Origin of the sequence: Cupriavidus sp. DB3, from assembly GCF_020418465.1 — a bacterium.
In the GTDB taxonomy this organism is placed as follows: domain Bacteria; phylum Pseudomonadota; class Gammaproteobacteria; order Burkholderiales; family Burkholderiaceae; genus Cupriavidus; species Cupriavidus cauae.
Map to the genome: position 1 here is coordinate 219,984 of NZ_JAIZPL010000003.1, position 20,586 is coordinate 240,569.

Consider the following 20,586-nt stretch of genomic DNA (forward strand, 5'->3'; position numbering starts at 1 on the left):
AGGGGGTTCCCTCACTAAAACGGGAAAAATCCTCACTAATGAGGGGTCATGACGAGACGAGTGCGGCACTTCAATTACACGCTGACGCCGACCCGCCTGAACAATGCGAAGCCGAAGGATCGGCCCTACAAGCTGACCGACGGCGGCGGCCTGTTCGTCCAGATCGAGCCAGGCGGGACCAAGACCTGGCGTTATCAATACGTGCTGAACGGCAAGCGGCGGGAAGTGAAGGTCGGCCGCTATCCCGAACTGGGTGTGGCCGATGCGCGCGACCTGCACGCGGAATACCGGGCGATGGTCGAGCGAGGCATCAATCCGGCCGATCACCGGCGCGCCGAGCTCGAGGCCAGAAAGGAGCAGGAGGCCAAGGAGAACGAGGCGGGATCATTCAGGGCGTTTTCCTTGGTCTGGCTGGATGAGAAGCTGGCCACCAAGAGCGACGGGTACCGGGCCCAGGTACGGTCCCGCCTGGAGCGCTTTGTCTGGCCGGAGATCGGCGGAATGCAGTTGCCTGACGTTCGGCCGGCACACGTCCTCAAGATCATCGAGGCGCGACGGGCGACGCCCGTCACAGCGGAGGGGGTGAGGGTCATCATCCAACAGGTATTCAACTATGCCATCCAGAAGCTGCTGGTTGAATCCAACCCTGCCGCGCCGCTGCGGGGTGTCATAGCGGTGCCGGCGCGCGAGCACCATCGTCATCTCAATGAGGCCGAGCTCGGCGCCTTCTGGCGCGCGCTTGGTCGACAAAACGCGCATCCGTCCACGGTGGCCGCCGCCCGCATGCTGATGTACTCGATGTGTCGGAAGAACGAGGTGTTGCGCGCGACCTGGACTGAAATCGACCTTGAGCGGGCGGTGTGGGAGGTGCCGGCCGAGCGCATGAAGGCGCGCCGGCCGCACCGCGTCTACCTGTCTCGCCAGGCCATCGAAGTGCTGAAGGTCCAGAAGGCGATAACAGGCGGGGAAGGGTACGTTTTCCCCTCGCCACAGATCCGCACGATGCCGCTGGCGGACGCAACCTTGAATCACCTGTTCAAGCGCCTGGACTTCGGCGTGCCGGACTTCTCGCCCCACGGCACGCGTGGCACCGCGGCAACGCTCCTCCGGGAGCATGGGTTTGGCCGGGACGTGGTGGAACTGCTTCTGGCACACACCGAGCGGAACAAGACCGCCGCCAGCTATCACCATCACGAGCTCGAGCCGGAGCGCCGGCGCGCGCTGCAATACCTGGCGGACGAGATCGATCGGCAAGCGGCCGCCAGTCGGAATCAACAACGGGAGGTGGAAGGTGACGCAAGACTACCGGCATAAGCTGACAAGGGCGGATCTCAAGTGGTTCAGCGTGGAGCCTTATGAGGCCGCGAGGGGACTTACCGCGCGGGAATGGGCGGAGCAGCTCAATCTACGGAAGCTGATGTTCGTCCTTGCAGAGCCGCCGATGAGAGAAGCGCTGGACGTTGCAGGGATGGTGGTGGAGCTTCTGCGCGCGCCCTTGCGGAAAACCGACAATGCGCTGTTGTCGCTTCCGCGGCGCGGACCCACGGTGTCCGATTTGACGATCGACCAGGTGTACAACATGCGCTATGCCCTTGATGGCCTACCGGTGCTCGAGCAGTGTATTGCCTATGAGAAGGAGCGAGAAGGTGACGATCTGTCTGTTCCTAACTTGCCCTGGCAGAAGTACCGGAGCGTGATCGGGCAGAGCTTCGATGACTATGTCAGAGAGAATGAAATATTCCATGCTGGCACGCAGGTGAATGTAGATCTGAACGCCAGTGACTCGGAAATTCTGGCGGATTTCAAGGACTGGCTGGCACAGAAGCGCAGGGCGGCCGGCTCTATGGCCGCCAAGCGAAGAACTGACAACAAGGACTTCGAAAGCTGGGTGAAGAACCGTGTGCTGCCCTATATCGACCTATTGCTGCTGAGCCAGGCAACAGGCCGGCCCTTGACGCATTCTCTTGCTGGCGAGCTGCTCTTTTGGGATGAGGACGTGGACGCCACTGAGAAGGTCCGGAAGACGGTTCGACCGCTTGCCATGCAGCTGTTGGACTCACAATTCATCGCCGCCATTGAGCGCCAACCGGACGGGGTGGAAGGAAAATCCTGAAAAACTGTTCCGGGCGGTTCCAGCGTAAAACCCACTGCCGGGGGGCGAAATCTCGCTCCAACGGCCCGGATTAATTCTCCTCGTGTTTGCTCCCTCGCTCTGATGGAGCGAAAGCAAAAGAATGCCGACACTCTCCACTCAATGAGGTGTCTTGGCATGTCAGGAAAAACCGTAGCAGTACGCGATCTGCCGCAGACAGGGTTTGTGCGACAGTCGCAGCTCATTCCCACCATCCTTCCATTCTCGGGGCCGACTCTTTGGCGGAAGGTTGCCGCTGGAACGTTCCCCAAGCCGGTGAAGCTCTCCGCCCGCATCACCGCTTGGCGAGTCGAGGACGTGAGGAAGTACCTCGAGGATCCGATCGGCTATCGCGTGCCGGAGGCGGCATGACCGCTCTCCTCGACATCGAACGCAACAGCAGCGAGCGGCTGCGCGTGGAGATCTGCGAGTACAAGGGCAAGACCTACATTGATCTCCGGGTTTGGTTTCTCGATCGGGACGAATACAAGCGATCGAGCAAGGGCGTCATGCTTCGCCCGACGCAGGTGCCGCAGATCATTCAGGGCCTGATGCTCGCGACCCAGGCGGTGGACCCGAACGGAGGGCGCTGACATGGGCCCACGCCGTTTCACAGCGGTTCGCACAGCCTCTTGTAAACCGCTGTGGCTGTGCTATCCTGCAGGCTCAGTCGAAACAACGACTGGCGGGTTTAGCAGCCCGAATCACGATGGCGGACAGCCGCCCAACGCGGCATTTTTTTCGTCCGTATTGCCTTCGCGTGCCCATTTCATTGGGCGGGCCTTGGTGGGGAGCCTTCGGGCTCGCCAGTGCCATCGTGCTGGTCTGCTAACCCACCTCGTGCTCGCCCACCCGTTTAGCAGCGGACGGCGAGCCTCCAAACTCACGATGGAGGCCGCAATGCCTAATGCCCCCGCTCGCCCGCTCGAGGCGACCGTCTACACATCCCAGAAGTTTCTCCAAGAGCCCGTCCAGCAGCCGGTGCGCCGCGGTCGTCTGCCGCGCGCCATCCCGCGCATCCCGACGATTCTGCGTGAGCGTAGATTCGCCCAGTTCACGGCCAGCCACCAGACCGACGCGTCGACGCCGGACTATCACGCCATTCAGATCGTGCGGAACGAAGACCTGACGCGGGAGGTGTATCTGCATGGCAAGTACAAAGATGACCTGACGTACACCGCTGAGGCACTGTCGGACGTCTTGCGACACATCGAGGAGAAGTTTGGCGTGCGAGCGCCACAGGCGGAGGCCGTCCGCCCGTCGGCTCCCGTGCTGCGTCTCTGCCAGGCGGAGGTGCGTCATGGCTGAACTTCACAGCATTGCGGAGGCGCGCCGGCGTCGGGAGGACCGGGCAGCCGCGGTGGCGGCGGACCACGCTGGCCAGCCGAAGGACAGCATCTTGATCCGCGTCGGCCCCGACGGGTTCGCCTACTCGCTCTGCGGCATTCCTGCTTCGTCGCGCCGACTGACTGCCCAGGCGCTGTCCAAGGTGCTTACCGCGATCCTGGAGGACTGACCATGGCGCTCATTCCTCACGTCCGTCGAAGTGGTCTGGGTGGGTATGTAGCCAGCCGCTACTACAACCGTCGTCGCGCCATTCTGCGGCGCGCCGCCGCTGCCTTCTGGCGACTGCTGGGGGCCTGACCATGCGTGTGCCTTCATGGTTGCAGGAGCTGGACAGCGCCCGCCAGCAGGGTTTGATGCCCAAGGACAGGTATCTAGTGCTGTCCCTCGGCGTGCAGCTCGCTCCGAGCCTGCCCGTTATCGACGTCCCATCCGACTACTGGCCATCAGAGGAGGACAGTCTGGCGGCTCTCGCAGCTCTAGATGTCGAGGTGGTGTTTTCCGAGGGGGAGCGGTTCGGACGCCTCCGGGATCTGTGCTCACGAATCCTTGCCGCGGAGCCTCGCCGGCTGCTGCTGATGGCAATGAATGACAAGCCGGCTCTGATGGCATTGAAGAAGGGGGTTACATGGCATTGAACCTGGCAGTAGCGGACGGCCAGACCGATGCGGCGTATAGGGTGAAGAGCACCACGGGCGTTCACCTGATCCGCGGGTCGGATGTCCGGCCTGAGCCGATTACCTGGCTGTGGCAAGACTGGCTCCCGGCTGGGAAGCTGACCATTCTCGCCGGGGACGCCGGCACCGGGAAGACGACGCTGACCCTTGGTCTCGCCGCGACCGTGACCGCCGCTGGCCGGTGGCCAGACGGAACGCCATGCCGGCAGGCTGGCAACGTCCTCATCTGGTCCGGGGAGGACAACGTGGCTGACACGCTGGCGCCTCGGCTGATGGCGGCCGGCGCCGACATGGCCCGGTGCTACTTCATCGCTGCCACCGTGGAGGCGGGGGATTCTCGCCCGTTTGATCCAGCCGAGGACATGGTGCTGCTGGCCGAACGGATGAGGGAAATCGGAGGCGCGTCGCTCCTGATCGTGGATCCGATCGTGAGTGCCGTAACCGGGAACATGGACAAGGCCAATGACGTGCGCCGGAGCCTGCAAGCCCTTGTCGACTTGGGTAGCGCGGAAGGCTGCGCCATTCTGGGGATCACGCACTTCACGAAGGGTAGCGCCGGCGCTAGTCCATTGCATCGCGTCACCGGCTCCCAGGCATTCGGCGCCCTTGCCCGGATGGTGCTGGTCGCCGGGAAGCGGGAAGGTTCCACCGAGCGGGCGGTAACGCGGGCGAAGTCGAACATCGCGCCGGACGGCGGCGGGGTGACCTACAGCATCGACGTCACGGAGATCGAGGCGGGCATCACGGCGTCGCGGGTGTTGTGGGGCAGCCCCATCAATGGCACCGCTCGCGAAATCCTGGGGGACATGGAATACCAGGAGGACGATGACGAGGCGCGCGATCTGGAACGCTTCCTGATGGATCTTCTTGCCGACGGTCCGGTGTACGTCGGCGACATCGAAAGGGATGCCCGCGGCGCTGGCTTCAGCATGTCTACGGTGCGCCGGACAGCGAAGAAACTCGGTGTCGAGATGCGGAAAGACCCCGAGTTCAAGGGGCGCTGGAGGTGGGCTCTGGCGGGCCCATAGTTTTCATACTTTCCATACTTCTACGCGCGTAAGTATGGAAAGTATGGGGGTGGTTTGGAAAGTATGACGAGCAAAACAGAGGGGGAAAGTGGAGGTGGCGACCCCCCTAAGGTGCTCAGTTCTTGCCTAACTTGCTCAGTGTTTTCTCTGAGCAACTTAGGGTTTTTTGAGCGCCTTAGGCAAATTTTGTCCAAGAGAGAGGACTGGAATGGAATTCACGCAAGAGATGCGCAAGGCTTTCATGCAAGGAAGGACGGGCATTACGGAGTTCCTGACGTTGTGGGCAGAGCAATTGCCGCCTGACCGACTGGCCCAGCTGATGGGCTTCCTTGATAAGGGGCTGAGGCTGGGTTTGCAAATGACAACCACTGGCGCACCGGAGGTGAATATCACCTTGACGGATGCCGCGGGCGGCATGCAGGTCCTGCAGTCATTTGAGTTCCGCGATCCCTGCAAGCACTGAACCACCAGTTGTAAACCGTACCGATCGGTCGTAAACTATTGCCTGTGCCCACCGGGATGGTGGGTGCGACCTTCCAAATCATCGCGGGATGCGTGTGACCGAAGGCGAGAAAGGGACCGATCAGTCGGTGCCTGTACCCGTTTTCGTGAGGCATTCCGTGACAGACCTACGATTTTCTCCTGCAGCACGCTTTGAAACCCGCGCAGTCGCCGAATCGGGACTGATCGAGGGGTTTGCGTCGACCTTCAACGGCCCGCCTGACAGCCACGGCGATATTGTTTCTCCTGGCGCCTTCGCTGCTTCTCTGCGCGAACATGCCGCGCGCGGGACTGCGCCGGCCATGCTGTGGTCCCATAAGCCGTCCGAGCCCATTGGCCGTTGGATCGACCTTCAAGAGACGAGAGACGGGCTCCTCGTGACGGGCAAGCTAAACCTCGAGTCGACACGCGGCCGAGACGCATATGCCCACCTCAAGGCCGGGGACGTTACCGGTCTCTCTATCGGCTTTCAGGTCGCCCCAGGCGGGCAGGAGTACCGGGGCGATGTGCGTGTCCTCAAGAGTGTCGACCTGGCAGAGATTTCCATCGTCTCTATGCCAGCCAACCGAGATGCGCTCATCACGGCGGTCAAGTCTCGTGCCGGCTCGAAGCCGCAGACCATTCGCGAGCTTGAGCGCGCGTTGCGTGACATGGGTTTCAGTCAAAAGGAAGCATCCGGTATCGCGCTCCACGGATGGCGCGATGCGGACAGCGGCTCCGAACTTCGAGAGGCCGTCCTTGCCATCCGTGAATTCACACAACAGTTGAAAGGAGCCTAAGCATGGCCGTAGATCTTGAAGTGAAGGAAATCGTCGCAGCCGTTCAGCACCTGAAGGCGGCCACCATGGAAAAGGTTGCCAAGGTGGAAGGCGCCGTGAGCGATCTGAACGAGAAATCGGCCGCGTTGAGCGATCGCATGCTCGGGATGGAGCAGGCGCTGGTGAAGGGCCTGAAGAATGCCGGTGGTGGTGGCGATTCCGCCTTCGAAGGTCCGGGGCAGGCTCTTATGGAGAAGCGGGACCTGATCGAGCAGTTGCGCGATGGCACTGCTAAGTCCATTCGCTTTGCGGTTAAGGGTTTCCACCCAATCGAGCAGAAGGCTGTCACTACGGCAACTTTCCCGGTTGTGGCCGCGCGTGATCCGGAGATGTATTACGAGCTGACCCGGCCGATGAGCGTGCGGGACCTGCTGATTACTCGCCCCACGGCGGCTGGTGTGGTGGAGTACGTGAAGGCCCAACGAAGCGGCAATGCAGCTCCTCAGTACGACCCCGATACGAACACCTCAGACGGCGCCCTCAAAAAGCAGCTGGATGTTACGTTCTCTTTGGAGAACGCGAAGGTCAGCACCATTGCGTGCTGGGTGCCGGTATCGCGCCAGGCGCTGGACGATGTTGAAGAGCTGCAATTCTTCCTCAACACCACGTTGCTGGACGCGGTCCGCGAGGAAGAGGATCGGCAACTTCTGTATGGTAGCGGCGTCGCCAATAACCTTGAGGGTTTGATGACGCAGGCAACCGCCTACAACCGCGGGCAGACGGGCGACCGAGCTAACGACACGCTGCGTCGTGCTATCACTCAGGTCCAGCTCGCGCGCGGCACGCCGACGGGCATTGTCTTGAATCCTCAGGGCCTTGAGCGCCTGGAGCTCGAAACCGATCAACAAGGCCGTTATCTGATGACTTTCGATGTTACGGTCAACGGCCGTAGCGTGACATGGCGGGTTCCTGTTGTTGCCACCGACGCGATGGCGGCTGACGACTTTCTTGTCGGAGACTTTGTGCGAGCCGCCCGGTTGTATGACCGTCAGAACGCGACCGTGATGATCTCGCTTGAACACGCCGATTTCTTCGTTCGAAACATGGCGGCAATTCTGGCCGAAGAGCGGCTGACGCTGGCGACTCCGCGACCGCAATTGTTGGTGAAAGGCACGTTTGCCGCTGCCGCTTAATGCTGTTTCCTTGGCGTACGGCGTACGGCGTATAGCTGGTGCCAGGGCGCGGATTAGTCGGCGAGTCCCGCGGCTCAAAGTAACCCCGACAGCCCGCAGCGCTAATCCTCAGCGCGTGGCGGGCATTCTCATTTGGCGAACGAAAGGACACAGACCCACGTCGTTGCCCACCCCTCTCTTTGGGCGTCATGTAACATCGGCGGTTCGTTCGGTTATACAGATGGGAAGGGGTGATGACGGGTCTAGTGATTGAGCTCCAGCAGGAGGCTTTGGATCCAACCAAGCCGGTGTCGTCGCTGCTGCGCAAGGCCTTGGTTGTGTCCCGGAAACTTGGTCTGGATGATACGGAGGCATGGCTGAGCGCAGAGCTAAACGGCTACCAGGAAGACTGTCCTCCCTACCGCCGGATCACCGGGGAGATCAAGGTCTTCAACCCATACAATGGATGGATACCGCTCCACTTTGCGAAACCTTCGGACGCTGAGGTCTTGCGGCATCGGAACTGCGGCCAACCCATCGCAGAGTTGGAAGAACTCCTGAAGTCGGACGACAAGGCGACTTACCAGATGCAGTTTTCTCCCAAGCTGCAAAAGCAGCTTATGGACAGAATGGAGTTTGGCATGCAGCCAGCTCTAGTGGTGAGCCGGACCGCTCTCGTCCGCATTGTCGACACGGTGCGCAATATGGTTCTCGAATGGGCCTTAAAGCTGGAGAGGGATGGTGTCGTAGGCGAAGGCATGACCTTCTCCGCCCAGGAGAAGCAGAACGCGCAGAGCGCTTCCGTGATCTACCAAATTCAGAACCAGACTGTTGTGCAATCCATGCACGCATCTCAGATCCAACAGGGCACCAACGCTTCAACTCAAAACTATGCGCCCTCTGCCGGGTTTGATGCAGAGGCAGTCCGCGGTCTACTTCGCGAACTACGAGAGCTGGTCAAGGGGCTTGCACTCCCGCCTCTTGTCGCGCAGGAGCTTGAGGCCGATTTGTCCACCATCGAAGCGCAAGCGGCTGCGCCTCGACCCAAGGTCTCGATCCTGCGTGAATCCGTGGCGAGCGTGCGCAACGTCCTTGAGAATGCAATTGGCGGGGCCTTGGGCAGCGCCATCCCTGCGCTTCCGAGCATCCTGCAGAAGCTTGGGGAGTTGGTCGGATAGCCCGCTCCCATCTCCCTGCCTCATCGCCGGCCGGCGGAGTCTGCTGGCAGTCGGTGGGGTTCGGCGTCTTCCCTTGCTGGGGGGCGATGCCCCTTGGGCTGACGGCTCCCCTTGTCCGGTACCAGGCAATGGATCGAGGGAAAATCGGAAGGCACGGGGGAGGGTGGGTCGAAACCGTAGGGCTTTGTCACCGTCGGCACGGGCGCCAGCCTTTTTTTCACGCCGTCGGTTGAGAAAAACCGTTTTTTCTCAACTGACGCAGAAAACGGGAAGGGCAAAGCGCAGGTAGTGAGGGGGTTGGTGAGGGTGTTCGGATGGCCGACTCGCCGCTTCCTAGGTGCGGTGCGGCTTTGCGGGCGGTTGACGCAGAATGATCGACAACATGTAATCGCCCGCTTCGCGCGCGTCGCGTTGCCTCTGGCTGCGCGGTGCGCGGTGTTGGCGCGAACCCCCGTTGCCGTCAGGTAGCGGGGGTTGTTTTTTGAGCCGGGTTTAAAGCGGGCCGATGTAGGCGACCAAGGTGGACGCCCAACGTGGGCGGCCAAGGTCGGCGGCCAAGGTGGGCAGCCAAGGCCGGCGGCCAAGGTCGGCAGCCAAGGTGGGTCGCCAAGGCGGGTGGCCAAGTTCGGCGGCCAAGGTGGGTGGCCAGGATCTATGGCCCAGGGAGGTGGTCGATGTGGGCGGCCGATATGGGTCACCGATGCCGGCGGCCAATGTGGGCGGCCGATGCGGGGCTGCCGGAATGGAAAAGGCCCGGCATTGCCGGGCCCTTTCCCCAGGATTCAACGACCTGCGCCTCGGCAATCGATGATCCGATTGCCCCCGCCGGACGCCTGCCGCCGAAGCCTGTAGCGACCGCCGCGCGCTCTGTCGGCCGGTGCGGTCGCGATGTCGCGCTCAGGCGGCGCTCTGGATGTTCGTGGCTTGCTTGCCCTTCGGACCTTGCACGATTTCGAATGAAACGCGCTGGCCCTCTTTCAGGGTTTTGAAGCCATTCATCTGGATAGCCGAAAAGTGCGCAAACAGTTCTTCGTTACCGTCGTCCGGGGTGATAAACCCGAAGCCCTTGGCATCATTGAACCATTTGACCGTACCGCTTGCCATAAACTCCCCCAACGAAAAAACAGATTTCAAACAGGGGGGCGCTCAGGCCAGCCGCCGGCGCAACGCACCGTTGCACCAAACACTGCAGCGCCTCTGTCGAGGCGCCGCTGCCAGCTCCGTAGGCCTCCCTGCTCACGGAGCACTCGAGGTCCGGTCTGTTGCTTTGGCTCGCGGGACCGGACCTGAATGTCCGAACGATTCTTCTGGCAAACAATCAGACTGTCAACCCGGCACATTCCCGACCCTGATGCCAATGTGGCAGGAATGGGACGGCGGGCAACCGTGCTACTGTGACGGCTCGCGCAGCGCGCATTGGCACGCCCTCGGGCACGCCGTTCCCCGCTGCGCCGGGCGGCGCGGTTGGAGGGGCGAGGATTGGTCCGGAAATGGTAGCTGGCCCTTGAAACCGACAGCTTTTGCCCAAATTGCAGACTTGAGCGGAGGGGTTAGAATAAAGCCATGGCTACACGGCTGGCGAATGTCCCACAACGCGATGCAGGCACCGTACTGGAGCGGAAAGAGCAGGCGCTCAAACCGCCGGCCATGTACAAGGTCGTCCTGCTGAACGACGACTACACTCCGATGGAGTTTGTCGTCATGATCCTGCAACAGTATTTCAGCAGGGACCGAGAAACGGCGACGCAAATCATGCTGACCGTCCATCGGGAAGGCAAGGGAGTCTGCGGTATCTATACCAGGGATATCGCCGCGACGAAGGTCGAGCTGGTGTCAACGCACGCGCGGCAGGCAGGGCATCCACTGCAGTGCGTGATGGAGGAAGCATGATTGCGCAAGAACTGGAAGTCAGCCTGCATATGGCCTTCGTCGAGGCCAGGCAGGCACGCCACGAATTCATCACCGTGGAGCACCTGCTGTTGGCGTTGCTGGACAACCCGACCGCAGCGGAAGTTCTGCGCGCCTGCGCGGCCAATATCGAGGACCTGCGCACCAGCCTGAAGAATTTCATCGTCGACAACACCCCCGTCGTGCCTGGTACCGACGAGGTGGACACGCAGCCGACGCTCGGCTTTCAGCGCGTGATTCAGCGCGCGATCATGCATGTCCAGTCGACCTCCAACGGCAAGAAGGAAGTCACCGGCGCCAACGTGCTGGTGGCCATCTTCGGCGAGAAGGACTCGCACGCCGTCTACTACCTGCAACAGCAGGGCGTGACGCGCCTGGACGTCGTCAACTTCATCAGCCACGGCATCCGCAAGGATCAGTCCGAGCCCGCCAAGCATGGCGACGGCGCGGCCGAGGGCGAGGGCGGCGACGGCAAGGAAAGCCCGCTGGAGCAGTACACCCAGAACATGAACGCGCTGGCCAAGGCCGGCAAGATCGATCCGCTGATCGGCCGCGAGAGCGAAGTCGAGCGCGTGGTGCAGGTCCTGTGCCGGCGGCGCAAGAACAATCCGCTGCTGGTCGGCGAGGCCGGCGTCGGCAAGACCGCGATCGCCGAAGGCCTGGCCTGGCGGATCACCAAGAACGAGGTGCCCGACATCCTCGAGAAGGCGGTCGTCTACTCGCTGGACATGGGCGCGCTGCTGGCCGGCACCAAGTACCGCGGCGACTTCGAGCAGCGCCTCAAGGGCGTGCTGAAATCGCTGAAGGACAACCCCAACGCGATCCTGTTCATCGACGAGATCCACACGCTGATCGGCGCGGGCGCCGCCTCGGGCGGCACGCTGGACGCCAGCAACCTGCTGAAGCCGGCGCTGTCGTCGGGCCAGCTCAAGTGCATCGGCGCCACGACGTTCACTGAATATCGCGGCATCTTCGAGAAAGATGCGGCGCTTTCGCGGCGCTTCCAGAAGATCGACGTGGTCGAACCCTCGGTCGACCAGACCGTGCAGATCCTGCGCGGCCTGAAGTCGCGCTTCGAGGAGCACCACGGCGTCAAGTACGCCTCGGCGGCGCTGACCGCGGCGGCCGAGCTGTCGGCGCGCTTCATCACCGACCGTCATCTGCCCGACAAGGCGATCGATGTGATCGATGAGGCTGGCGCAGCGCAGCGGATCCTGCCGAAGTCCAAGCAGAAGAAGACCATCGGCAAGGGCGAGATCGAGGACATCGTCTCGCGCATCGCCCGCATCCCGCCGCAGAGCGTCAACCAGGACGACCGCAGCAAGCTGCAGACGCTGGACCGCGATCTGAAGTCGGTGGTGTTCGGCCAGGATCCGGCGATCGAGGCGCTGGCCTCCGCGATCAAGATGTCGCGCGCGGGCCTGGGCAAGACCGACAAGCCGATCGGCTCGTTCCTGTTCTCCGGCCCGACCGGTGTCGGCAAGACCGAAGTGGCGAAGCAGCTGGCCTTCATCATGGGCATCGAGCTGATCCGCTTCGACATGTCCGAATACATGGAGCGCCATGCGGTGAGCCGCCTGATCGGCGCGCCCCCGGGCTACGTGGGCTTCGACCAGGGCGGTCTGCTGACCGAGGCAGTGACGAAGAAGCCGCACTGCGTGCTGCTGCTGGACGAGATCGAAAAGGCGCATCCGGATATCTTCAACATCCTGCTGCAGGTGATGGACCACGGTTCGCTGACCGACAACAACGGCCGGCGCGCGGACTTCCGCAACGTGATCATCATCATGACGACCAACGCCGGCGCCGAGACCATGAACCGGGCGACGATCGGCTTCACGTCGTCGCGCGAGCAGGGCGACGAGATGGCGGACATCAAGCGGATGTTCACGCCCGAGTTCCGCAACCGGCTCGACGCGATCATCAGCTTCCGCTCGCTGGACGAGGAAATCATCCTGCGCGTGGTCGACAAGTTCCTGATGCAGCTGGAAGAGCAGCTGCACGAGAAGAAGGTCGAGGCCAGCTTCACCGAGAAGCTGCGCAAGTTCCTGGCGCGCAAGGGCTTCGATCCGCTGATGGGCGCGCGTCCGATGCAACGGCTGATCCAGGACATGATCCGCAAGGCCCTGGCCGACGAACTGCTGTTCGGCCAGCTGGCGTCGGGCGGCAAGGTCGTGGTCGACCTGGACGAGAAGGACCAGATCAAGCTGGAGTTCGCCGAGATCGATACCGAGCCGCCGGAGGCGCCGGAAAGCGAGCAACGCGCGGAGGCCTGATCGCAGGAAAGGAAGCGGGTGGCGGGGCGGACAAGGCCCGTCACCCGCGTTCCATGCTATCCTTCGGCAAAATAGTACGGGGCGGCAGCGATGCCGCCCCTATTCATTTGGCCGAGCACGGTGCGGGCCGCCGCCTGACGTGGCGCCGAGCCTGCCGGCAAGCTGAACGAGCCACCGATGTTTCGCCTGCGTCGTCTGATGCTGAAGTCGCTGCCGCTGGCCGCGACGTCCCCGATCCCGTTGACCGCCCACGCTTTGCCGGGCGAGTCCGCGAGCACGTACGGCGGCCACGTGGCGATGGTGCTGCCGATCCCGCCGGGCGGCAGCGGCGACGTGGTGGCCCGCCAGCTGCAGCCGGGCCTGAAGCAGGCGCTCGGCCAGCCGGTGGTGGTCGATCACCGTCCCGGCGCCGCCGGCCTGCAGGCCGCGGCCGCGGTGGCGCGCGCCCGGCCCGATGGGCAGACGCTGCTGATGGCCTTCGACAGCCTCGCCCTGCAGCCGATCGCGTACAAGCAGTTGCCGTACGACACCTTCCGCGACTTCACGCCGATCTCGCAGCTGGCCCGTCATCCGCTGGTGGTCGCCGTCCATCCTTCGCTGCCCGTCGACAATATTCGTGCGCTGATCGGCCTGGCCCGGCAGCGTGACGAAGCGATCCGGGTCGCGTCGCCCGGCTCCGGCAGCCTGAGTCAGCTGGCCGCGCAGGCGCTGGCGAGCGAGGGCGGGGCGTCGTGGCGGCACGTGGCATTCAAGGGCACGGGGCCGGCGGTGCAGGCCGTGCTGTCGGACCAGGCGGACCTGGTGCTGGCGAGCTACGCGGCCGTGCAGGCCCACCTGCAGACGCGCACGCTGAAGGCGCTGGCCGTGACCGGCGAGCGCCGGCTGGCACAGCTGCCCCAGGTGCCGACCGTCGCGGAGCAGGGCCTGGCGGGCTTCGAGGCCTATGGCTGGATCGGCGTGTTCGGTCCGGCCGGACTGCCGGCGGCCGTGGTCGGTCGCCTGCATGGCGCCCTGTCGAACGCGATTCGCGCGCCGCGGGTCGCCTCGGCGCTGGCCGCGCATGGCCTCGAACCCGTGGCCGGTACACCCGAAGCGCTGGGCCAGCTGGTCCGGCGCGAGCACGACAGGTGGCAGGCGGTTGCCCGCCATGCCAATCTTCAGTTCGAATAATCGCCCCGAGACCGATCCCTGATCGATCCGGGCAATCGTCCCACCGTGACGCAAGGACAGCGGCAATGACAGCGACCATCGCAGCGCAGCGCCAGTTCGACCATGCCGTCGTGATCTGCCCCGACCTGGATGCCGCCGCGCAGACCTGGCAACGGCTCGGCTTCACGCTGACGCCGCGGGGCTTCCATACGCTGGGCTCGCAGAACCATTGCGTGATGCTGGCTCGAGACTATCTCGAGCTGATGCATGTCGACGGCCCCAGCGAGGCGCTGCAGTACTACTGGCACAGCCAGCAGCACGGCGGGGGCTGCGCCGCGCTGTCGTGCCGCAGCGACGATGCGGTGGCCGATGCCGCGGCCCTGCGCGGCGGCGGCTGGCATACCGCCGAGCCGGTCGAGTTCTCGCGTCCGGTGCGCCTGGACGACGGATCGGAACACCCGGCCAGCTTCCGCGTAACCGCGATGGACGACGCGCCCGGCGCCCGCTTCTTCCTGTGCGAGCACCGCACGCCCGAGCTGCTGTGGCGGCCGGAATGGATGACGCACGCGAACGGTGCGCAGGCGATCGGGACGATGTTCCTGGTGGTGGCGCCGTCGCTGGTCGATGCCGCCGCGCGGGCCTATGCCGAACTGATGGGCGCCGAGCTGACCCAGCTGAGCGAGCACGTCTGCAGCCTGGCCGTCGGCGACGCGACGCTGGTGCTGTCGACCCCGCAGGCCCTTGCCGCCGCGACCGGCACCGGCCATATCCGCCAGGCGGTGCCGGGCTATGCGGCAATCCGCATGCGCACCGCGTCGCTGGAACAGGCGCGCGCGCTGTGGCGCGAGGCCGGCGTGCCCAGCCTCGACCTGAGCGCGACCGAGACGCTGATCCCGGCCCACGCGGCCGCCGGCGTCGCGCTGCTGTTCGAGCAGCGCTGAGGGCCGGTCACCGGGCCGGTGACTGCGCAGGGGACCGCGCCGGCGACTGCGGCGGCAACTGCGTTGGTGACTGCATTGGTGACTGCATTGGCGACCGCGCCAGTGACCGCCTCGGTGACCGCGCCGGCGACCCTCAGGCCGCCGCGCCGCCGTGATGCACGCCGGTCGAGCCGAAGCCGCCGGCGCCGCGCGCCGATTCGCTCGAGAACGCTTCCACCGTCGTGAAGACCGGGCGCAGCACCGGCACGAACATCATCTGCGCGATGCGCTCGCCCGGCTGGATCACGATCGGCTCGGTGCCCGGCGCATTGCGGTTCCAGACGCTGACCATGATCGGGCCCTGGTAGTCGGCGTCGATCACGCCGATCGAGTTGCCCAGCACCAGGCCCTTCTTGTGTCCCAGGCCCGAGCGCGGCGCGATCGTCGCGGCCATATACGGGTTGCCCATATGCACCGCGATGCCGGCCGGCACCAGTTGCGCGGGCGTGCCCGGCTCGATCGTCAGCGGCGCGTCCAGGCAGGCGTGCAGGTCGATCGCGGCGGCCATGTCGCTCTGGTAGCTGGGCAGGCCCCACTCGTGCAGGCGCGCGTCCAGGATCTTGATTTCGACGGTCGGGTTCGGGGAAGCGGTCATGGGAATGTGCGAATCGGGAATACGGGAATATGGAATACGGGAATACGGGATCAGGGGCTCGAAGGGAGACCGTGTTCCCCTTTTCCGCCTCAGGTGGAGAGGGGAGACAAGCAGGGGGCGGTGATATGCGCGATGCCGGTCAAGGCCGCGCGACCGGCAGCCGCTCGGCGATCGCCGCCACCAGCTGCCGCGCCAGCGCCAGCTTGTCCGCCCGCGGCAGACGCGTGGCGCCGCGCTCGTCGAACAGCACGATCTCGTTCTCGTCCAGGCCGAAGGTGTGGTGGCCGATATTGCCGACCAGCAGCGGCACGCCCTTGCGGCGGCGCTTCTGCTCGCCGTACTGCTCCAGGTTTTCGCTTTCGGCGGCAAAGCCCACGCAATAGGGCGCATCCGGCCGGGCCGCCACGGTGGCCAGGATGTCCGGGTTCTGCACGAAGCGCAGCGTCGGCGTGTCGGTGTCGTTGGCCTTCTTCAGCTTCTGCTCCGCCACCTCGGCCGGGCGCCAGTCGGCCACCGCGGCCACCGCGACGAAGACGTCGATGCCGCGCAGTTGCGACAGCACCGCGTCGTGCATCTGCTGAGCGCTCTGCACGTCGATGCGGGCGACGCCGCGCGGGGTCGGCAGCCCGGTCGGGCCCGCCACCACCAGCACGTCGGCGCCGGCCTCGCGCGCCGCGCGCGCGAGCGCGAAGCCCATCTTGCCCGACGAGCGGTTGGTGATGCCGCGCACCGGATCGATCGCCTCGAAGGTCGGGCCGGCGGTGATCAGCATGCGGCGGCCCGCCAGCACCTTCGGCTGGAAGTGGGCCACGATATCGTCGAGCAGTTCCTCGGGCTCCAGCATGCGGCCGTCGCCGACCTCGCCGCAGGCCTGGTCGCCGCTGCCCGGACCGAGCACCGCGACGCCGTCGGCGCGCAGCTGCGCGATGTTGCGCTGGGTCGCGGGCGCCATCCACATCTGCCGGTTCATCGCCGGCGCCACCAGCAGCGGGCAATCGCGCGCGATGCACAGCGTCGACAGCAGGTCGTCGCACAGGCCGTTGGCCAGCCGCGCGAGGAAATCGGTCGAGGCCGGCGCGATCACGATCGCATCGGCCTCGCGCGACAGGTCGATATGCGCCATGTTGTTGGCGATCCGGCCGTCCCATTGCGAGGTGAACACGGGGCGCCCGGACAGCGCCTGCATCGTGACCGGCGTGATGAACTGCGTCGCCGCCTCGGTCATCACGACCTGGACGGTGGCGCCGGCCTTGGTCAGCAGCCGGACCAGCTCGGCCGACTTGTAGCAGGCGATGCCGCCGGTCAGCCCGAGTACGAGATGTTTGCCGCGCAGATCCATGGAGTGGCCTTCGATGCGAGGGGGAGGGAGTCGATGATACCGGCGCGCCGAACGACGCGCCGGCTCATCGCACGGCGCGCTTCGGCGCGGGCTCAGTGCCGGCGCACCCGCCGGAATTCGTCGACGATCAGCAGCACCGCGCCGACCGTGATCGCGCAGTCGGCGACGTTGAACGCCGGCCAGTGGTAGCCGCGCAGATGGAAGTCGAGAAAGTCGACCACATGCCCATAGACGATGCGGTCGATCACGTTGCCGATCGCGCCGCCGAGCACCAGCGACACCGCCAGGCTGAACAGCCTCTGGCCGGCATGGCGGAACAGCAGCCAGACGATGAACGCGCCGACCGCCAGCCCCAGCCCGGTGAAGAACCAGCGCTGCCAGCCGCCGGCGTCGGCCAGGAAGCTGAACGCGGCGCCCTTGTTGTAGACCAGCACCAGGTTGAAGAAGCCGGTGACCGGGCGCGATTCTCCATAGTCGAAGCTGCGCACGATCACGATCTTGAAGAACTGGTCCAGCACCACGACCAGCGCGGCGAACGCCAGCCACAGCAGCGGCGTGCCGCTGCGGCTCTTGTTGCTCGCGGCCCGGCCGCGGGCGGTACGGGTGGTCGCGGCCATCAGGCGTGGCTCCTCGGTTCACCGGCGCCGAACAGATTGCTGGTGCAGCGGCCGCACAGGGTCGGATGCGCGGCGTCATGGCCGACGTCCTCGCGATAGTGCCAGCAGCGCTCGCACTTGGCATGGCTGGACGGATGCACGGTCACCAGCAGGTCGCCCGCCTCGGGCGCCGGCGACACCGTCGCGGCCGAGGTCAGCAGCACGAAGCGCAGATCGTCGCCGAGGCTGGCCAGCGCCTCCAGCGCCGGACCGCCGGCCTGGATCGACACCTCGGCCTGCAGCGACGAACCGATGCCGCCTTCGGCCCGCACCGCCTCCAGCTGCTTCGTCACCTCCGCGCGCACCGCGCGCACCGCGTGCCACTTCTGCAGCAGATCGTCGGCCTGATCGACCTCCGGCACCGTGTAGTAGGTGCTGGTGAAGATCGTGTCGGCATGCGCGGTGCCGTGCGCGAACACCTGCCACGCTTCCTCGGCGGTGAACGACAGGAACGGCGCCATCCAGTGCAGCATCGCCTGCGTGATGTGGAACAGCGCGTTCTGCGCGGCGCGGCGCGCCTTCGAGTCCGGCGCGGTGGTATAGAGCCGGTCCTTCAGCACGTCCAGGTAGAAGCCGCCCAGGTCCTCCGAGCAGAACGTCTGCAGCTTGGCCACCACCGGGTGGAATTCGTAGACGTCGTAGTGCGACAGCACTTCCTTCTGCAGCTGCGCGGTCAGCGCGACGGCGTAGCGGTCGATTTCCAGCCATTCCGACGGCGGCAGCGCGTCGCGCGCGTGGTCGTAGTCGGTCAGGTTGGCCAGCAGGAAGCGCAGCGTATTGCGGATGCGGCGGTAGCCCTCGACCACGCGCTTCAGGATCTCGTCGGAGATCGACAGCTCGCCCGAGTAGTCGGTCGAGGCCACCCACAGGCGGATGATCTCCGCGCCCATCTTGTTGGCGATGTCCTGCGGCGACACGGTGTTGCCGACCGACTTCGACATCTTTCGGCCCTCGCCGTCGACGGTGAAGCCGTGCGTCAGCAGCGCCTTGTAGGGCGGCTTGCCGTACAGCATCGAGGCGGTCAGCAGCGACGAGTGGAACCAGCCGCGGTGCTGGTCCGAGCCTTCCAGGTAGAGGTCGGCCAGGCGGCCGTCCGGCGTATCGGCGGCCGCATCGTACAGGTCTTCCCGATGCGAGCCGCGGATCACGGTCCAGTGCGTGGTGCCCGAGTCGAACCACACGTCCAGCGTGTCGCGGTTCTTCTCGTACATCGCGGCGTCGGCCTCGCCCAGTTCGGTCAGGAAGGCGGTCGCGTCCAGCGTCTGCCAGGCCTCGATGCCATGCTGCTCGACGCGCTTGGCCACGGCTTCGAGCAGCTGCGGCGTGCGCGGATGCAGCGCGCCGGTTTCCTTGTGGACGAAGAACGCCATCGGCACGCCCCACTGGCGCTGGCGCGACAGCGTCCAGTCCGGCCGGTTGGCGATCATGTTGTGCAGGCGCTGCTTGCCCCAGGACGGGTAGAAGGCGGTCGCCTCGATGCCGGCCAGCGCGGTCTCGCGCAGCGTCGGGCCGTTGTCGGCGGGCACCACATCCATGCCGGCGAACCACTGCGAGGTCGCGCGGTAGATGATCGGCGTCTTGTGCCGCCAGCAGTGCATGTAGCTGTGCTCGTAGCGGTGCGAGTTGAACAGGTTGCCCGAGGCCTTCAGCGTCTCGACGATGCGCGGATTGGCGTCCCAGATCGACAGGCCGCCGAACAGCGGCAGCCAGCTGGCATAGACGCCGTCGCCCATCACCGGGCTCAGGATGTCCTCGTCGCGCATGCCGTGCGCCTTGCAGGACTGGAAGTCCTCGATGCCGTAGGCGGGCGCCGAGTGCACGATGCCGGTGCCGGTATCGGTGGTCACGTAGTCGCCGAGGTAGATCGGCGACAGGCGGTCGTAGCCGGCGTCCATCTTCGCCAGCGGATGGTGGAAGCGGATCTCGGTCAGCGCCGCGCCCGAGCAGGTCGCCACGACCTTGCCTTCCAGCTCGTAGACCTTGAGCTGTTCCTCGACGCGCTCGGCGGCCAGGATCAGGAAGCCGCGCGGCGTGTCGACCAGCGCGTATTCGACTTCGGGATGCAGGTTCAGCGCCTGGTTCGACGGGATCGTCCAGGGCGTGGTGGTCCAGATCACGATCCAGCCGGGCTTCGCGCCCAGCGTTTCCAGCGGCACGTGGAAGGCGCGCGCCAGCTTGTCGGTCTCGGCGAACGGGAAGCCGACATCGATCGACAGGTCGGTCTTGTCCTTGTACTCGACCTCGGCCTCGGCCAGCGCCGAGCCGCAGTCGAAGCACCAGTTGACCGGCTTCAGGCCGCGGAAGACGTAGCCCTTCTCGAGGATCTTGCCGAGCGCCCGGATCTCGTCGGCCTCGTTGCTGAAGTTCATCGTCAGGTAGGGGTCGTCCCAGTCGCCCAGCACGCCCAGCCGTTCGAAGTCCTTCCGCTGGCGCGCGATCTGCTCGGTCGCGTAGGCGCGCGCCTTGGCCTGGACCTCCTGCACCGGCAGGCCCTTGCCGTACTGCTTCTCGATCTGGATCTCGATCGGCATGCCGTGGCAGTCCCAGCCCGGCACGTAGACGGCGTCGAGCCCGCTCAGCCCGCGCGCCTTGATGATCATGTCCTTCAGGACCTTGTTGACGGCGTGGCCGATGTGGATGTCGCCGTTGGCATACGGGGGGCCGTCGTGCAGCACGAACTTCTTCGCGCCGCGGCGCGCCGCGCGGATCGCCTGGTAGATCTTCTTTTCCTGCCACTGCTTGACCCACAGCGGTTCGCGCTTGGGCAGGTCCCCCCGCATCGGGAACGGGGTGTCGAGCAGGTTCACCGGGTATTTGCTCTTCTCGGCGCTCTTGTTCTCCGGCTTGGCGCCGGCCTTGGCTTGCTTGGTGTCGGACATGACGATTCTCAGGGC

21 protein-coding genes are annotated in these 20,586 nt (G+C 65.0%); 16 read left to right on the forward strand and 5 right to left on the reverse strand.

Annotation, left to right across the window (positions count from 1 at the left end; all coding sequences use genetic code 11):
- Positions 1 to 48 precede the first annotated feature (48 nt).
- The 12 genes from K7G19_RS10635 to K7G19_RS10690 all read left to right on the forward strand — a co-directional run bounded on the left by K7G19_RS10635 (position 49) and on the right by K7G19_RS10690 (position 8,789).
- The gene (locus tag K7G19_RS10635) at positions 49 to 1,314 is read left to right on the forward strand and encodes an integrase arm-type DNA-binding domain-containing protein (protein ID WP_226107190.1); all 1,266 of its coding nucleotides are present in this window, start codon (positions 49 to 51) and stop codon (positions 1,312 to 1,314) included.
- The gene (locus K7G19_RS25070; RefSeq protein WP_226107193.1) at positions 1,292 to 2,113 is read left to right on the forward strand and encodes a DUF6387 family protein; all 822 of its coding nucleotides are present in this window, start codon (positions 1,292 to 1,294) and stop codon (positions 2,111 to 2,113) included. Before K7G19_RS10635 ends, K7G19_RS25070 begins: the two co-directional genes overlap by 23 nt.
- Positions 2,114 to 2,269: 156 nt before the next feature.
- Positions 2,270 to 2,503: an AlpA family transcriptional regulator gene (locus tag K7G19_RS10645; RefSeq protein ID WP_226107195.1), complete on the forward strand. Its 234-nt coding sequence runs from the start codon at positions 2,270 to 2,272 to the stop codon at positions 2,501 to 2,503.
- Positions 2,500 to 2,724 carry a transcriptional coactivator p15/PC4 family protein gene (locus K7G19_RS10650; RefSeq protein ID WP_226107197.1) on the forward strand — a complete coding sequence of 75 codons (225 nt, stop codon included), beginning with the start codon at positions 2,500 to 2,502 and terminating at the stop codon, positions 2,722 to 2,724. Before K7G19_RS10645 ends, K7G19_RS10650 begins: the two co-directional genes overlap by 4 nt.
- Positions 2,725 to 3,031: 307 nt before the next feature.
- Positions 3,032 to 3,439: a hypothetical protein gene (locus K7G19_RS10655; protein ID WP_226107199.1), complete on the forward strand. Its 408-nt coding sequence runs from the start codon at positions 3,032 to 3,034 to the stop codon at positions 3,437 to 3,439.
- Positions 3,432 to 3,647 (forward strand): hypothetical protein, encoded by a 216-nt coding sequence (locus tag K7G19_RS10660; RefSeq protein ID WP_226107201.1) that lies wholly within the window; start codon positions 3,432 to 3,434, stop codon positions 3,645 to 3,647. Before K7G19_RS10655 ends, K7G19_RS10660 begins: the two co-directional genes overlap by 8 nt.
- Before the next feature lie 148 nt (positions 3,648 to 3,795).
- On the forward strand, positions 3,796 to 4,113 hold the full coding sequence (locus tag K7G19_RS10665; protein WP_226107203.1) for a hypothetical protein: 318 nt from the start codon (positions 3,796 to 3,798) through the stop codon (positions 4,111 to 4,113).
- Positions 4,104 to 5,180 (forward strand): AAA family ATPase, encoded by a 1,077-nt coding sequence (locus tag K7G19_RS10670; protein ID WP_226107205.1) that lies wholly within the window; start codon positions 4,104 to 4,106, stop codon positions 5,178 to 5,180. Before K7G19_RS10665 ends, K7G19_RS10670 begins: the two co-directional genes overlap by 10 nt.
- 208 nt (positions 5,181 to 5,388) lie before the next feature.
- Entirely contained in the window at positions 5,389 to 5,643 is a 255-nt protein-coding gene (locus K7G19_RS10675; RefSeq protein WP_226107207.1) for a hypothetical protein, read from the forward strand.
- 88 nt (positions 5,644 to 5,731) lie between these two features.
- Positions 5,732 to 6,460: an HK97 family phage prohead protease gene (locus tag K7G19_RS10680; RefSeq protein WP_226107209.1), complete on the forward strand. Its 729-nt coding sequence runs from the start codon at positions 5,732 to 5,734 to the stop codon at positions 6,458 to 6,460.
- 2 nt (positions 6,461 to 6,462) lie between these two features.
- Positions 6,463 to 7,632, forward strand: coding sequence for a phage major capsid protein (locus K7G19_RS10685; RefSeq protein ID WP_226107212.1), 1,170 nt, complete (start codon positions 6,463 to 6,465; stop codon positions 7,630 to 7,632).
- Positions 7,633 to 7,865: 233 nt separating this feature from the next.
- Positions 7,866 to 8,789, forward strand: a complete 924-nt coding sequence (locus K7G19_RS10690) for a hypothetical protein (protein WP_226107214.1) — start codon at positions 7,866 to 7,868, stop codon at positions 8,787 to 8,789.
- Positions 8,790 to 9,686: 897 nt separating this feature from the next.
- Here K7G19_RS10690 and K7G19_RS10695 read toward each other — a convergent pair.
- The gene (locus K7G19_RS10695) at positions 9,687 to 9,893 is read right to left on the reverse strand and encodes a cold-shock protein (RefSeq protein WP_006578050.1); all 207 of its coding nucleotides are present in this window, start codon (positions 9,891 to 9,893) and stop codon (positions 9,687 to 9,689) included.
- A gap of 459 nt (positions 9,894 to 10,352) precedes the next feature.
- Here K7G19_RS10695 and clpS point away from each other — a divergent pair, with 459 nt between their 5' ends.
- The 4 genes from clpS to K7G19_RS10715 all read left to right on the forward strand — a co-directional run bounded on the left by clpS (position 10,353) and on the right by K7G19_RS10715 (position 15,063).
- On the forward strand, positions 10,353 to 10,679 hold the full coding sequence (gene clpS / locus K7G19_RS10700; protein WP_006578051.1) for an ATP-dependent Clp protease adapter ClpS: 327 nt from the start codon (positions 10,353 to 10,355) through the stop codon (positions 10,677 to 10,679).
- The gene (clpA, locus tag K7G19_RS10705) at positions 10,676 to 12,973 is read left to right on the forward strand and encodes an ATP-dependent Clp protease ATP-binding subunit ClpA (RefSeq protein WP_149316702.1); all 2,298 of its coding nucleotides are present in this window, start codon (positions 10,676 to 10,678) and stop codon (positions 12,971 to 12,973) included. Before clpS ends, clpA begins: the two co-directional genes overlap by 4 nt.
- 177 nt (positions 12,974 to 13,150) lie before the next feature.
- The gene (locus K7G19_RS10710; RefSeq protein ID WP_149316703.1) at positions 13,151 to 14,143 is read left to right on the forward strand and encodes a tripartite tricarboxylate transporter substrate-binding protein; all 993 of its coding nucleotides are present in this window, start codon (positions 13,151 to 13,153) and stop codon (positions 14,141 to 14,143) included.
- A gap of 65 nt (positions 14,144 to 14,208) precedes the next feature.
- A complete protein-coding gene (locus K7G19_RS10715) occupies positions 14,209 to 15,063 on the forward strand; it encodes a VOC family protein (protein WP_226107216.1) in 855 nt (284 codons plus the stop codon).
- A 133-nt stretch (positions 15,064 to 15,196) separates the two neighbouring features.
- On the opposite strand, the gene dut is transcribed toward K7G19_RS10715, so the two are convergent.
- From dut to ileS, 4 genes are all read right to left on the reverse strand, one after another.
- Complete coding sequence (gene dut, locus K7G19_RS10720; RefSeq protein ID WP_149316705.1) at positions 15,197 to 15,697, reverse strand: dUTP diphosphatase; 501 nt, start codon at positions 15,695 to 15,697, stop codon at positions 15,197 to 15,199.
- Between the two features lie 139 nt (positions 15,698 to 15,836).
- On the reverse strand, positions 15,837 to 17,036 hold the full coding sequence (gene coaBC / locus K7G19_RS10725; RefSeq protein ID WP_226107218.1) for a bifunctional phosphopantothenoylcysteine decarboxylase/phosphopantothenate--cysteine ligase CoaBC: 1,200 nt from the start codon (positions 17,034 to 17,036) through the stop codon (positions 15,837 to 15,839).
- Between the two features lie 92 nt (positions 17,037 to 17,128).
- Positions 17,129 to 17,653 (reverse strand): signal peptidase II, encoded by a 525-nt coding sequence (lspA, locus tag K7G19_RS10730; RefSeq protein WP_006578057.1) that lies wholly within the window; start codon positions 17,651 to 17,653, stop codon positions 17,129 to 17,131.
- Positions 17,653 to 20,571: an isoleucine--tRNA ligase gene (ileS, locus tag K7G19_RS10735; RefSeq protein WP_226107220.1), complete on the reverse strand. Its 2,919-nt coding sequence runs from the start codon at positions 20,569 to 20,571 to the stop codon at positions 17,653 to 17,655. The genes lspA and ileS overlap by 1 nt, the downstream gene beginning before the upstream one ends.
- Positions 20,572 to 20,586: the final 15 nt, after the last annotated feature.

Excerpts from the sequence above, each read along its gene's own strand:
- lspA (WP_006578057.1), bottom strand. The coding sequence starts at position 17,653 with ATGGCCGCGACCACCCGTACCGCCCGCGGCCGGGCCGCGAGCAACAAG.
- ileS (WP_226107220.1), bottom strand. The coding sequence starts at position 20,571 with ATGTCCGACACCAAGCAAGCCAAGGCCGGCGCCAAGCCGGAGAACAAG.
- K7G19_RS10710 (WP_149316703.1), top strand. The coding sequence starts at position 13,151 with ATGTTTCGCCTGCGTCGTCTGATGCTGAAGTCGCTGCCGCTGGCCGCG.
- K7G19_RS10675 (WP_226107207.1), top strand. The coding sequence starts at position 5,389 with ATGGAATTCACGCAAGAGATGCGCAAGGCTTTCATGCAAGGAAGGACG.
- K7G19_RS10650 (WP_226107197.1), top strand. The coding sequence starts at position 2,500 with ATGACCGCTCTCCTCGACATCGAACGCAACAGCAGCGAGCGGCTGCGC.
- K7G19_RS10690 (WP_226107214.1), top strand. The coding sequence starts at position 7,866 with ATGACGGGTCTAGTGATTGAGCTCCAGCAGGAGGCTTTGGATCCAACC.
- coaBC (WP_226107218.1), bottom strand. The coding sequence starts at position 17,036 with ATGGATCTGCGCGGCAAACATCTCGTACTCGGGCTGACCGGCGGCATC.
- dut (WP_149316705.1), bottom strand. The coding sequence starts at position 15,697 with ATGACCGCTTCCCCGAACCCGACCGTCGAAATCAAGATCCTGGACGCG.
- K7G19_RS10645 (WP_226107195.1), top strand. The coding sequence starts at position 2,270 with ATGTCAGGAAAAACCGTAGCAGTACGCGATCTGCCGCAGACAGGGTTT.
- K7G19_RS10695 (WP_006578050.1), bottom strand. The coding sequence starts at position 9,893 with ATGGCAAGCGGTACGGTCAAATGGTTCAATGATGCCAAGGGCTTCGGG.
- K7G19_RS10715 (WP_226107216.1), top strand. The coding sequence starts at position 14,209 with ATGACAGCGACCATCGCAGCGCAGCGCCAGTTCGACCATGCCGTCGTG.
- K7G19_RS10660 (WP_226107201.1), top strand. The coding sequence starts at position 3,432 with ATGGCTGAACTTCACAGCATTGCGGAGGCGCGCCGGCGTCGGGAGGAC.
- K7G19_RS10635 (WP_226107190.1), top strand. The coding sequence starts at position 49 with ATGACGAGACGAGTGCGGCACTTCAATTACACGCTGACGCCGACCCGC.
- clpA (WP_149316702.1), top strand. The coding sequence starts at position 10,676 with ATGATTGCGCAAGAACTGGAAGTCAGCCTGCATATGGCCTTCGTCGAG.
- K7G19_RS10670 (WP_226107205.1), top strand. The coding sequence starts at position 4,104 with ATGGCATTGAACCTGGCAGTAGCGGACGGCCAGACCGATGCGGCGTAT.
- clpS (WP_006578051.1), top strand. The coding sequence starts at position 10,353 with ATGGCTACACGGCTGGCGAATGTCCCACAACGCGATGCAGGCACCGTA.
- K7G19_RS10680 (WP_226107209.1), top strand. The coding sequence starts at position 5,732 with ATGCGTGTGACCGAAGGCGAGAAAGGGACCGATCAGTCGGTGCCTGTA.
- K7G19_RS10685 (WP_226107212.1), top strand. The coding sequence starts at position 6,463 with ATGGCCGTAGATCTTGAAGTGAAGGAAATCGTCGCAGCCGTTCAGCAC.
- K7G19_RS10655 (WP_226107199.1), top strand. The coding sequence starts at position 3,032 with ATGCCTAATGCCCCCGCTCGCCCGCTCGAGGCGACCGTCTACACATCC.